The sequence below is a fragment of the Sphingobacterium rhinopitheci genome (assembly GCF_022627575.1).
Taxonomy (GTDB): Bacteria; Bacteroidota; Bacteroidia; order Sphingobacteriales; family Sphingobacteriaceae; genus Sphingobacterium; species Sphingobacterium rhinopitheci.
Genome location: NZ_JADEYQ010000007.1, coordinates 23,295 through 36,065, shown reverse-complemented (window position 1 = coordinate 36,065; position 12,771 = coordinate 23,295). Strand labels below are relative to the sequence as shown.

Annotated in this window: 10 protein-coding genes; 7 read left to right on the top strand and 3 right to left on the bottom strand. The window is 35.2% G+C overall.

Annotated elements, in window-relative coordinates; translation table 11 throughout:
* Positions 1-2: 2 nt before the first annotated feature.
* Together IP023_RS08755 and pncA are read left to right on the top strand one after the other, a co-directional pair.
* Positions 3-674, top strand: a complete 672-nt coding sequence (locus IP023_RS08755) for a response regulator transcription factor (protein ID WP_241789894.1) — start codon at positions 3-5, stop codon at positions 672-674.
* An 8-nt stretch (positions 675-682) separates the two neighbouring features.
* Entirely contained in the window at positions 683-1,273 is a 591-nt protein-coding gene (gene pncA, locus IP023_RS08750) for a bifunctional nicotinamidase/pyrazinamidase (RefSeq protein WP_241789893.1), read from the top strand.
* A 16-nt stretch (positions 1,274-1,289) separates the two neighbouring features.
* On the opposite strand, the gene IP023_RS08745 is transcribed toward pncA, so the two are convergent.
* A complete protein-coding gene (locus IP023_RS08745; protein ID WP_241789892.1) occupies positions 1,290-4,028 on the bottom strand; it encodes an outer membrane beta-barrel protein in 2,739 nt (912 codons plus the stop codon).
* A gap of 128 nt (positions 4,029-4,156) precedes the next feature.
* On the opposite strand from IP023_RS08745, the gene IP023_RS08740 reads away from it, so the two are divergent.
* The 4 genes from IP023_RS08740 (at position 4,157) to IP023_RS08725 (ending at position 8,921) form a co-directional block, all read left to right on the top strand.
* Positions 4,157-4,699 (top strand): TetR/AcrR family transcriptional regulator, encoded by a 543-nt coding sequence (locus IP023_RS08740; RefSeq protein ID WP_241789891.1) that lies wholly within the window; start codon positions 4,157-4,159, stop codon positions 4,697-4,699.
* A gap of 89 nt (positions 4,700-4,788) precedes the next feature.
* Positions 4,789-6,492 carry a glycoside hydrolase family 3 protein gene (locus IP023_RS08735; RefSeq protein ID WP_241789890.1) on the top strand — a complete coding sequence of 568 codons (1,704 nt, stop codon included), beginning with the start codon at positions 4,789-4,791 and terminating at the stop codon, positions 6,490-6,492.
* A 103-nt stretch (positions 6,493-6,595) separates the two neighbouring features.
* A complete protein-coding gene (locus IP023_RS08730; protein ID WP_241789889.1) occupies positions 6,596-8,023 on the top strand; it encodes an L-serine ammonia-lyase in 1,428 nt (475 codons plus the stop codon).
* A gap of 139 nt (positions 8,024-8,162) precedes the next feature.
* On the top strand, positions 8,163-8,921 hold the full coding sequence (locus IP023_RS08725) for an MBL fold metallo-hydrolase (protein WP_241789888.1): 759 nt from the start codon (positions 8,163-8,165) through the stop codon (positions 8,919-8,921).
* 68 nt (positions 8,922-8,989) lie between these two features.
* Here IP023_RS08725 and lipB read toward each other — a convergent pair whose 3' ends face one another.
* Complete coding sequence (lipB, locus tag IP023_RS08720; RefSeq protein WP_241789887.1) at positions 8,990-9,685, bottom strand: lipoyl(octanoyl) transferase LipB; 696 nt, start codon at positions 9,683-9,685, stop codon at positions 8,990-8,992.
* A gap of 2 nt (positions 9,686-9,687) precedes the next feature.
* Positions 9,688-10,881: a GTPase HflX gene (hflX, locus tag IP023_RS08715; protein ID WP_241789886.1), complete on the bottom strand. Its 1,194-nt coding sequence runs from the start codon at positions 10,879-10,881 to the stop codon at positions 9,688-9,690.
* 985 nt (positions 10,882-11,866) lie between these two features.
* Here hflX and IP023_RS08710 point away from each other — a divergent pair.
* Positions 11,867-12,754 carry an AraC family transcriptional regulator gene (locus IP023_RS08710; RefSeq protein ID WP_241789885.1) on the top strand — a complete coding sequence of 296 codons (888 nt, stop codon included), beginning with the start codon at positions 11,867-11,869 and terminating at the stop codon, positions 12,752-12,754.
* Positions 12,755-12,771 lie beyond the last annotated feature (17 nt).

The following is a 12,771-nucleotide window of genomic DNA, read 5'->3' as shown; positions in this document are numbered from 1 at the left end:
TTATGATAAAAGTATTGTATATCGAAGACGAGGTTAATTTAGCGATGATAGTCGTAGATAGTTTAGAGAATTATGGATTTGAGGTAATGCATAGATTGAATGGTCATGATGCATTGGCGATATTTAAGAAGGAAAAACCTCATGTCTTAGTTGTTGATATTATGATGCCTTTAATGGATGGCTATACTTTTGCTACTGAAATTCGTAAGCTGGATGCACAGGTTCCTATATTATTTCTTTCTGCACTCACCCAAACTGAAGATGTGGTTAAAGGCTTTCATGTTGGTGCTAATGATTATATTCGAAAGCCTTTTAAAGTGGAAGAATTGATCGTAAGGATAGAAGCATTAGTGAAGCGTAATTTGAGAACAGTACCTATGATATATCAAATTGGTAATTATACCCTAGATACGAATAAAAGCCTTCTTACTTTTGGTACTTATTTTGAGAAGTTGTCTTTTCGTGAAACGGAGTTGATACGTCGTTTATTTGAAAATAAAGATAGGGTAGTTCCTCGTGAAGAAATAATTAAAACATATTGGAAAGAGGATACTTATTTTACCGGTAGAAGTTTAGATGTTTTTATCAGTAGAATTAGAAAATATTTTGTCCATGATGAGCGTATTCATATTACGAATGTTAGGGGTGTTGGTTATGTAATGAATATAGATTAATACGATTTATGAAAGCTTTAATAGTAGTAGATATGCAGAATGATTTTTTACCTGGCGGTAATCTATGTGTACCAAATGGTGATGAAATTATTCCAGTTATTAATGCATTGCAAAGCAGGTATGAATTGGTGGTAGCAACACAAGATTGGCATCCTGCAGTTCACAAAAGTTTTGCGTCACAATATTCGCAGTATAAAGAATTTGATGTTATTTCGATAAAGGGTATTCAACAAACATTGTGGCCAGATCATTGTATCCAAGGATCTTTTGGTGCTCAATTTTCAGATTTATTAGATCAGGTGCGCTTCGAGGGGATTTTCAGGAAAGGAACAAATGTGAACGTGGATAGCTATTCAGGTTTTTATGATAACTCACGTCAGCGTAATACAGGTTTACATGGCTATTTGAGTGATAGAGGGGTTACAGAAGTACATATATGTGGATTAGCAGCCGATTATTGTGTTTATTACACCGCTATAGATGCTTTGGCCTTAGGCTATAAAACCGCCATTGTATCTAAGGCGACCAAAGCAATAGATAAGGATTCTTATATGACCAAGAAGCAATATCTTATTAATGCCGGAGGAACTTTTATATAGTCTTCTTGGTAAAATGTTATCTACCGCCAAATTTTCTCAAGTTATACGTGAATGTAGTTAGGAAGTACCTTGTAAGTGTGTTGGATGTGACATTGGAGATGTTATTCTCATTGACTCTTCTATTTATATTTTGTGCATTATTTAAAAGATCAAAACCACGAATAGCGATTTCTGCATTTCTATGTTTCAATATTTTATATCCTAATGAAGCATTCCAAAGGGTTGTCTCTATTGCTGGAGCACCCAGTATCCCTCCATTGTATAGATACATAAAGTTGGAACCGAGAACTATTTTTTTGAATAGTTCTATAGTTATATTGTTGTTTATTTTATGGGTATATATTTGGTACTGTTTTACAGTAGACATGGGGTTTTCTGTAAATCTACCGTTAATGGTATAACTCAATCCGATAATATATAATTTGCTGAAATTTGAATTGAAGCCTACTGTCTGCCCAAATCCGTATGAAGTACTATTAAATAAATCCCCATTTATTTGTGTAATATCATGGGACAGGTAAGCATTAGTATTGCTTTGTAGGTTTATTTTCCACTTTTTTATGGGGACACCGTAGCTGTTGTTTATTCGTGCGGTATAGGCACCACTCACATTGATCGGAACGATGTATTGTCCTCCGGCTCCTAAGATAATATCATCAAATAGAGCTATCGTGGTGTCTGTCATGATGATGGAGTTCACGATTTTATTATTGAATAAATCTAAAGATAGGTTGGTCCTTAGAGACCTGCCTGAAACTTTGTTAATATCTTTGTATTGGACTCTTAAACTATGGGCATATTCTTGTTTGAGGTTAGGGTTTCCATTTGTTATGCGTAGTTCGTTTTGATTATTAACAAAATCCTGTAGATTATTGATGCTTGGGGCGTTTGTCTCGGTATTGTAGTTCAGTTCAATATGTCTGTTTTCATCAATTTTAAATGCAAATGTAAACTCTGGTAATATACTGTTGAAGTCGGCTGTTGTCTTTAAATTAATGGGTACGATTCTATTATTTACGCGTATGCCGTGTTGGAAATTTGTGCCTATTTGTACACGTATTGTCTCTTTGTTGTTATAGGAATAAGAAATACCTGCACTATGATAATTATAGTCATTTCTAAATTCATTTGAAAGCCTGTCTTTTAGTTCGCCCAGTTGCCCAGTTTCTGCTAAGAATTCAAATGTTTCTTTGTCAGAATAGCCGGCCGTATTGCGGAAATTATAATTCGCTTGTAGTCTACTTTTTGTGGATATATTTTCCGTGAAGGAAAGCCTACTATTGACACCTGAGCCATATCCATGGGTAAGACTTTTATTGTTGTTGGTGTCTATGCGTGACAGGCTAGCGTTTTTGTAATAGGAAGTAACAGCAAGATTTAAGGCTGTGGCATCATTAGCATTAAAATGGCCACTGACATTTAATGAAATAGTCCTTCCTTGTTTTTTGAAGCGATGCATATACGTAATCGAGCCACCCACATTGATATTCTCGTTTATTGATTCAGTGCTCCTGTTTGATGAATTTATAGGTTTTGTTTTTTCCAAATTTGTTTCACTTATAGACATTGAAATGTTTTGTCCCCCAGTATAGGAAATAGTAGGGGAGAAGTCAATTTTATTTAAGGAGTCAATGTCCCATTTTACCCTAGCATTGAACTTCTGTTCTTTTACTGTATGGTCCGAGTATTGATCTTGAAATCGAAATTGGTTAGCTTGTTTTTCGGACAAATATTCTATCTCGGACAAACTATTCGTTAATGTAGTCATCTTTCTGAAGTTGTAATCTCCTGATACTTCCATCTTTTTGTCCCAAAATGTATTGCTATAATTTATTGCAGCAGCGTAGGTGTCTGATAGCCCTCTTTCAGTATTAGAATTGCCACGGCGTGCTCCCCCGCGTCCTTGTTCAGCAAAATTAGTTTCATTAATGTTATTTGCTAGTATGTTGATTGAAAATTTTCGGTCTTGGTTGAAACCATTCAATGATCCATTAATAGCAAATTTGTCACCATTTCCTTTTGCTAGATTGGATTTCCCAAACTTACCTTTCCTTTTATCTGGTTTTGTTACAATGTTTATTACTTTATTCCGCTTTCCATCATCAAAACCGGAAAATCGGGATTGATCTGATTTTTCATCTATTATTTGGATCTTCGCAATGATATCTGCCGGCAGTGTTTTTAGTGCGATTCTTGGGTCTGAGCTGAAAAATTCTTTTCCATCAACAATAATACGGGTTACCTGTTCACCGTGAGCTGAGACATTCCCTTCTTCGTCGATGATGACACCGGGGATTTGAACTACGAGTTCGTCTGCGTCTGCATATTCTCGTGTGGAGAATTTGAGCGCATCAAATTCCATGGTGTCGCCCTTCATTTTGATTGCATGCGGAGCAGAAATTTCTACTTCTTCTATAGTGGTTTCATTGGGTTCTAATTGAAAGGAAAGATGAATCGGTTTCTCCATTAATTCTATATCTTTAGAGTCTCCCTTATAGCCTATATAATTTGTGCTTATGTTGTATTTGCCTTTTTTCAGATTTTTTGTGCTGAAAATCCCACTTTCATCAGTTGTAAATGTAGCTTTGCTAGAATCAAGCTTATTTAGTAAGGTCAAAGTGACACCAATTAATGGTTTTGAATTTGTTTTTTCAATAACTACCCCTGAAATACTATTTTGTCCATTAGAGAATAATGGTGTATTCAAGCACACTATGATGGATGCAATTAAAGGTATAAGTTTATTGGTTTTCAAAGTATTATATAGGTTTGCTAACACAATTTTACAGTATTATTCTTTATATTCCATTTTATCATAGAAATAATACAATTCATGTTTTACGTTAAATTAAATATATTTGTGCTACTCGGAATTTATAATTTATGAAGGAATCCTCAGTAAGTAGAAAAGAAAAGATATTGCAAACAGCGTTGGCATTGTTTGCTCAGAAAGGATATGCTGATACTTCAACAAAAGAAATTTCACTTCAAGCAGGAGTATCAGAAGCATTGATTTTTAAACATTTTGGTAACAAAGATGCTCTATTAGTTCATTTGATTAAATCGGGGTATCGTAGAGTTCTGCAACATCATCGTGGCATGATGACGTATAAAAGTGCAAAAGATTTTTTACGTAATATGATATTTTTGCCGAGTAAATTAGTGGCAGAAGAGCCTATGTTTTGGAAATTGCAAGAAAGACTCTCACACGTTCCATTTTCTAAACAACAGCATGAACAGTTTATGAAGCCTGTTCAGCCTATTATACTTAAGGCATTTATTGAACTTGGGTATGCTGAGCCCGAACTAGAAACTCAATATTTATTACTTATAATAAATATGCTGTGGAAGAGAGAGGCTTGCGGTGATATAGATAACCCTTTAGATATTGCCATATTATTGGAGCAAAAATACCAATTGCTTTAGTGCGTTTTTTTGCGTGTTTGTAAAATATTCATGCAAAATATGGTTTATCAAGCGAAAAATTGTATTTTAGTAATCTACTTGTTTATTCTATGATAAAAAATATACTTTTTAGCATCGCATTAACCATAACAGTAACAGCTGTCATGGCACAAAAAAGGCCTGAATTCGTGCCTTTTATTAATCAACAACATCAATGGGTTGATTCTGTTTTTAATAACCTTACTCCCAAAGAGCGTATTGGGCAGCTTTTTTTGGTGAGAGCACATACCAATTTGGGTCAAGGATATATTGATTCTGTCGCAACGGTACTGAAAAAAGAACAACTGGGTGGCTTGGTTGTATTTCAAGGTGGACCAGTTCGTCACTTGGATATGTTAAACGCTTATCAGAAAAATGCTAAAGTTCCTTTGTTAGTTACTGTCGATGGAGAGTGGGGATTAGGAATGAGATTGCCTGATTCTACACTGTCATTTCCTTATCAAATGACACTGGGAGCACTTCAAGACAATCGTTTATTGTATGATATGGGTCGTGAAGTAGCTAAAGATTTCTTGAGATTAGGCATGCATTTTAATTTTGCACCAACTGTTGACGTCAATAATAACCCTAAAAATCCTGTTATTGGATTTCGTTCTTTTGGTGATAATAAATTTAATGTAGTAAAAAAATCTAAAGCTTACATGGACGGTATGGTTGATGGTGGTATACTAGCCTCCATTAAACATTTTCCTGGACATGGTGACACGGATGTAGATTCACATTACGATTTACCTGTTCTTAATTTTTCAAGAGAGCGTTTAGATTCATTGGAGATTTTTCCTTTTAAAGAATTGATCAAAGATGGCGCCCCTTCTGTAATGGTGGGACATATGTTTATTCCAGCTTTGGATAATACGCCAAATAAACCTTCATCTATTTCTAAAAATGTGGTAACAGAGATTCTTCGAAAAGAGTTAGGATTCAAAGGGCTTACGGTTACGGATGCTATGGATATGAAAGGCGTAACTAAATATTTTCCCAATGGTGAGGGAGATGTCTTAGCGATAGAAGCAGGTCACGATTTATTAGAGATTTCAGAAAATAGTGCACGAGCAATTGATTTGGTACAAAAATCAATTCAGTCCGGACGCTTGAATCAAGCGGATATTGATAGTAGAGTAAAGCGCATTTTAGCAGCTAAGTATTGGTTAGGGTTAGATAAATATAAGCCTGCAAATAGAAATGGTCTAATTGAAGATTTAAATAGGCCTGCTACGAAATCACTCATTCAACGTATGGCTGATGGTGCTATCACTGTTTTGAATTCTGATAAGGCTATTTTTAGTTTTAATAAAAAGCAATCTACAGCAGTTGTTTCGGTAGGAATAACTAGCGCTCAGGATTTCGAAAAAGGCTTAGCTTTACAGCTTACAAATGGCAAGAATTTTTATATTCCTTCAGATGCAACAGACGAGGAATTGAAAGCGTTGATTAAAGAGATTAAATCTTATAAACAGATTGTATTAGTAATACATGATGATAGATCTCGACCAAGGCCTGAATTGGCAATCAAAGAGCCCGTGAAAAAATTTATTGATGAGCTTGCTGGACGACGTACTATTACGGTAATGTTTAGTAGTCCATATGCTTTGAATTCTGTAAAAGTAGATAGAAGTAGTGCTATAATATTGGCGTATCAAAACGATGATTTTATGCAGCGCGCTGCTTTAAAGGTATTATTGCGACAAATCAAAGCGACAGGTAAACTACCTGTTACTGTTAATAAAAAATACGACTTCGGGAAAGGTATTTAGTTTATATATTAAAATATTGTTAAAGCCAACTTGATTCATCAAGTTGGCTTTTTTTTTCACCACTAATACCTTAGTTTTGCGAATGGTATAAACGAATAATAAAATGGCTAAAGAGCAAATTTCTGTATTTGATATGTTTAAGGTTGGCATTGGACCGTCTAGTTCACATACCCTAGGTCCGTGGCGTGCAGCACAACGGTTTGTTCAGTCACTGATAGATAAGCGTGTGTTTGTGCACGTGCAATCGGTCAATGTATTTCTTTATGGATCTTTAGCAAAGACAGGGATTGGGCACGGGACGGATATTGCTGTATTATTAGGATTGAGTGGTGATGATCCCGTTACTTTTGATGTGGCTCAAGTAATTCCAAAAGTACAAGATATTAAGAGTGCTAAGAAGTTGGTATTGGGAGGGATTGCAGAGATAGAATTTAGTTATACGGATCAATTTCACTTTTTATTTGACCAAAGTCTTCCCTTTCATTCTAATGCTCTAACTTTCCAAGCTTTTATCAATGATGGTACTGCTATTAGTGAAACCTATTACTCGATAGGTGGTGGATTTGTGGTGCAAGAAAATGATACTGAAAGTGTATTGTCAGAAGTTGACTTGCCTTTTCCAGTAGATACAGCTAAAGAGTTAATCAGTGCTTGTATGCGTACAGGGCTTAAGATTTCTGAACTTGTATTAGAAAATGAATGTGCTTGGCGTCCTGAATATGAAACGCGTGCAGGTATTTTGAAAATATTCGATACGATTAAGGATTGTATCTATAAAGGATGTCATACAGACGGTATATTACCGGGTGGGTTGAATGTTGAAAGACGAGCTGCTAAGATGAATAAGCGTATCTTGAAAGATAGATCTTACCATAATTACGAAACTTGGGTGAACGCACTTCGTCAAGGAGGTAAAGATTTTGGCTATATATTGGACTGTGTAAGTTGTTTTGCGTTGGCTGTAAATGAAGAGAATGCTTCGTTTGGAAGAGTGGTTACTGCGCCTACTAATGGCGCTTCTGGGGTGATTCCTGCAGTTCTTCAATATTATATTATTTTCTTTGATGCTCTTTCAGATGATAATATTTTACAATTTATTGCTACGGCCTCTGAGATAGGTGCTATCTTCAAGAAGAATGCAACTATTTCTGCAGCAATGGGGGGGTGTCAAGCAGAAATCGGTGTCTCCTCCGCCATGGCAGCAGGTGCACTCACAGAGTGCCTTGGTGGCTCACAACGCCAAGTATTAATGGCAGCAGAGATTGCAATGGAACATCACCTCGGGCTGACTTGTGATCCTATAGGTGGTTTGGTGCAGATACCTTGTATTGAAAGAAATACAATGGGTGCTATCAAGGCGATTACAGCTGCTCAATTGGCACTACAATCGAATCCTGATAAAGCCAAAGTAAGTTTGGATGCTGTCGTTAGTACGATGTGGGAAACTGCTCAAGATATGAATGTCAAGTATAAAGAAACAGCTGATGGTGGCTTGGCAACAAAAGTGCCGGTTAGTTTGGCAGAGTGTTAGTGAATAGATGCTATTTAACTTTGATCAACAATAGTTTAACATAAAGCATTTTTTAAGCAGATAAGTATAAACAAAGTTTATACTTATCTCTGTATTCGGGAAGTGATTAGTTTATCTTTTCTTTACCTTTGCCTCCATTATGAAATATTGTTCTATTGCTTCGGGATCGAATGGAAATTGTTATTATATCGCGAATGGTGATGATGTAGTGTTAGTCGATGTAGGTATTAATACTAAACATGTCGAATTGCGTATGAATAGGCTGGGGATTGATCCGGCTAGTGTTAAAGCTATTTTTATTACGCATGAACATACAGATCATATAAAAGGCTTGTCCGTTTTTTGTAAACGCTATCAAATTCCTGTCTATCTTACAGAGGGCACGTATCAAGGAACTAAACTTCACCTCCCAGAGCATTTGGTAAATATTATTGCAGCTGATGCTCGGGTGTCTATTGGCTCTCTTACTGTTATTGGGCTGCCTAAGCAGCATGATGCGAAGGAACCTTGTAGTTTTGTAGTGACGGATTCTGTTTATAATATTGCTGTCTTGACAGATCTGGGCAATGGCTGTGAAAATGTACAACAAGCTATTCAAAATGCTGATGTGCTTTTGTTGGAAAGCAACTATGATACGGAAATGTTGAAGACGGGACGTTATTCTTATTTTTTAAAAAATAGGATTAGTGGTGGCTTAGGGCATATTTCTAATGATATTGCTTTGCAATTATTTTTAGAGAATAAAACTGATCGATTAAAACATTTGATCTTAGGACATCTATCAGGTCAGAATAATACTATTGAAATTGTAAATAATACCTTTGCTCAATATTGTGAAAAGATACAATTGTCAATAGCAACGCGTGATTGCGAAACTGAAATATTTGAACTTCTTTAAGTGATAATATTGGTGGTACAACAAAGGGGCTAATTTTGTTAGCCCCTTTGTTGTCTATTGCCATATGATTAATAAAGCTCCATCTTCATCAAATCAGCGATATGATTCTTTAACTTCATTTTCACTTCTTCTAAATCTAATTTTCGACCTAGTTCGCGCTCCATCGACGTCACGTCTTTATCATCTATGCCACAAGGGATAATGTGTCCAAAATAGTTTAAATCTGCATTAACGTTGAATGCAAAACCATGCATTGTCACCCAGCGTGATGCTCTGACCCCCAAAGCGCATATTTTTCTCGCCTTTTCATTGTCTGCATCTAGCCATACTCCTGTGTATCCTTCGTATCGGCCAGCTATTATACCATAGTCGCTAAGTGTTAGGATAATTGCCTCCTCCAGTGTACGTAAGTATAAATGGATATCGGTAAAAAAATTATCTAAATCCAATATAGGGTAGCCAACGATTTGACCGGGGCCATGATACGTAATATCTCCACCACGATTGATCTTGTAAAACTTAGCATCCTTTTCTTTTAACCCTGCTTCGTCCAAGAGCAAATACTCTTCATGTCCACTTTTTCCTAATGTATACACATGTGGATGTTCGGTGAATATTAAATAGTTTGGTGTAGGTACCTCTGTATTGTTAGTTCTATTATTTTGTTTTATTACTAATGTCTCCGCAAAGATTTTTTCTTGTCTTTCCCAGGCTTCTTTATAGTCTACCGAGCCCCAGTCAACAAAGTGCGTTTTTTTATTCATTGTTAATACAACAGATTGTTATATGGATATCTCTCGTTATGCATTGCTGAAATTATCTCATAAAGCTTCTCTTTGAACTCTTCTAGATTTATTTTCTCTGTTGCTGACAAGAAGATTGCAGGGTCTGCATTTTTTGACATCCATGAGTTTCTGAAATCATCTAACGTTATTTTTACCTCTTCGCCTTCTTGGCCGACCTCAATAGGAGCCTTGTAAGCATCTATCTTGTTGAATACCGTGATGACAGGTTTATCTAAGGCATTAATATCTTTTAATGTCTCATTTACCGCTATAATGTGATCCTCAAAGTTGGGGTGTGAAATATCTACGACGTGAATTAGAATATCTGCTTCACGGACTTCGTCCAACGTAGATTTAAATGATTCTACAAGATGATGTGGTAGTTTTCGGATGAATCCTACTGTATCTGATAATAGGAATGGTAGATTGTCTATTACCACCTTCCGTACTGTTGTGTCTAATGTCGCGAAGAGCTTATTCTCCATTAATACATCAGATTTTGAAATCATATTCAAAATCGTAGACTTACCGACATTGGTATAACCAACCAAGGCAACACGAATCATTTCTCCACGGTTTTTACGCTGCGTAGAGTTTTGTCTATCTATTATTTTTAGGCGTTCTTTCAATAAAGATATTTTATCTAAGATAATACGTCTATCTGTTTCGATCTGTGTTTCTCCAGGTCCACGCATACCGATTCCACCACGTTGACGCTCTAAGTGGGTCCATAATCGCGTAAGACGTGGTAATAAGTATTGTAGTTGTGCTAATTCTACTTGGGTTTTTGCCTGTGCTGTTTGTGCGTGTCGCGCAAAGATATCCAAGATGAGACTTGATCTGTCTAATACTTTTTTGTTTAATTCACGTTCTATATTACGTAATTGTGATGGGCTGAGCTCATCATCAAATACAATTAGGTCAATATCTTCGGCATCAACAAATTCCTTAATCTCAATAAGCTTTCCTGTTCCAACAAATGTGGCGTGCTCCGGTTTGGAAAGTTTTTGTGTAAATATACCTTTTACTTCACCGCCGGCAGTTTGCACAAGGAAGTCCAATTCTTGTAAATAATCTTTGGCCATCTGTTCAGTTACATTAGGCGTAATTACTGTTACTAGAATTACGGATTCGGCTTTAGGTGCGGTTTCTTCTATTTTAAATCTTTTAGACATAAATGTTATTTATTGACATTACTAAAAAGATATTTTAGTGATGGTAGACTCTATTAATTACTATTAATAGAACACTTTGCAAAGGTAATGGTTTTATCTAAATATTACGAAAAGCGAAAATGTAACTTCCACAATTATTTAACTCATGCTCGGGGGGCTTGTAACAATAGATTTTATGAGATTTCTTAACAAATGAAAATGTTTTGACAAATGCTATGAATAAAAAAAAGCGACTCTTTTGAAGTCGCTATGGAAATAGTCTCTCTTTGTCGTGACTTAATGTAGGCTTTAACGGATACTATGATTCTTTTTATTTAACAAAAAATACGATCACTATGGAAAACTATAAATGGAGAGTTTTCACTTTCTTTGGATATAAATATAGGTTCACTGATTAAAGCAGATGCGAAACGCATAATCAATACTATCCACAAATTCAATCTTTCGGGAGATATAGGTTTCGACAAAGTCGAAGTCATGCGAGGTGGAATTTCAATCACACAAATGATTCTGAAAAATTTAGAATCAAATTAAAATCATGGTCTTTACTTTGCTGGTGTAGCAGTAGATATTACGTGATGGTTGGGGGAGGGGGAATTTTCAGTGGGCTTGGGCTACAGTTTACGTAAAACCTGAGGATATTTAATTTACTATTACTGGAATGATACTTTTCAATATATCAATTTACGATTCATATTAAGGAGGCGAGTTTCATTGCTTTTTTTAAACTTAAAAATCCAGTTTTTTATCGAGTACTATTATTCCATTTTAATGAATAATGTTCTAAAATTACTCATGACGGACTGAATTTGGGTTAAAATAGTTTAAAGGTTAGTGAATTGGGCTTTAACGCTTTAGTGATTGTTTTACTAATTTCATATTTATTATATTGTAAACTAATAAATTAGGATTTTGCAAAAATCTAATGTTTTAATTAGTGAACATTAATCAATAGATTAGGTGATAACCTATAATTTATTAAACTATGAAACCATCACTATTTGATGTCCAATCTCTATTAAAAAACTCCATTCATGTAAAGGAGGTTGTGCAAAAATCCCTTAGTGATCAACTGCATTATCATAACGCATATGAAATAGCTCTTATTTTGAAAGGAAATGGGAGACGTATTGTAGGGGATAGTGTGGATCGATTTGTAGATGGAGACTTGACCATAATGCCGCCGTATATGCCACATGCAACATATACTGAGTCCAAGCATCATGTAGTAAACAATGATGAATCTATACATGCTATTGTAATTTATTTTTTACCAGACTGGTTTGAAGATCGCCATTATAATTCAGTTGAATTTGCCCCTTTACGCTTGCTATTTAATAATTTAAAAAGGGGAATACGGGTAATCGGTGATAGCTATATTACTATAGTACAATTATTAAAAAAGATAGTTGAAACCGAAAATGGACTAGATCGATTGTTATTGTTGTTGAATTTGATTAATGACTTAGCCTCTAACCCAAACTATGAATATTTAGCGAGCTCCATTTATCAAATTAGTAACAGAGAGGATAGTATTGAGAAAATTAATAAAATTTATAAATACGTCATGGAGAATTTTGTCAATAAAATCAGTTTGGATGAAGTCGCGGATATTGCATATATGACTCCTCCTGCATTTTGTAAATATTTTAAAAACAGGACGAACAAAACATTTTCTAATTTCGTGAATGAAATTAGAATTGGGTATGCTTGTGAACTCCTTTTGCAAGGGAATTCAGATATTTCTTCTATAGCCTATCTTTCCGGTTTCAATAATTTTACTTCGTTTAATAAAAATTTTAAAAAATTCACCAAGGTAACACCTTCTGAATTTAGAATCAAATCGTTATCATCTTTAGAATTTTCCGAATAATCAATTAATATCTAATA

Excerpts from the sequence above, each read along its gene's own strand:
- IP023_RS08730 (WP_241789889.1), top strand. The coding sequence starts at position 6,596 with ATGGCTAAAGAGCAAATTTCTGTATTTGATATGTTTAAGGTTGGCATT.
- hflX (WP_241789886.1), bottom strand. The coding sequence starts at position 10,881 with ATGTCTAAAAGATTTAAAATAGAAGAAACCGCACCTAAAGCCGAATCC.
- lipB (WP_241789887.1), bottom strand. The coding sequence starts at position 9,685 with ATGAATAAAAAAACGCACTTTGTTGACTGGGGCTCGGTAGACTATAAA.
- IP023_RS08735 (WP_241789890.1), top strand. The coding sequence starts at position 4,789 with ATGATAAAAAATATACTTTTTAGCATCGCATTAACCATAACAGTAACA.
- IP023_RS08710 (WP_241789885.1), top strand. The coding sequence starts at position 11,867 with ATGAAACCATCACTATTTGATGTCCAATCTCTATTAAAAAACTCCATT.
- IP023_RS08725 (WP_241789888.1), top strand. The coding sequence starts at position 8,163 with ATGAAATATTGTTCTATTGCTTCGGGATCGAATGGAAATTGTTATTAT.
- IP023_RS08740 (WP_241789891.1), top strand. The coding sequence starts at position 4,157 with ATGAAGGAATCCTCAGTAAGTAGAAAAGAAAAGATATTGCAAACAGCG.
- IP023_RS08755 (WP_241789894.1), top strand. The coding sequence starts at position 3 with ATGATAAAAGTATTGTATATCGAAGACGAGGTTAATTTAGCGATGATA.
- pncA (WP_241789893.1), top strand. The coding sequence starts at position 683 with ATGAAAGCTTTAATAGTAGTAGATATGCAGAATGATTTTTTACCTGGC.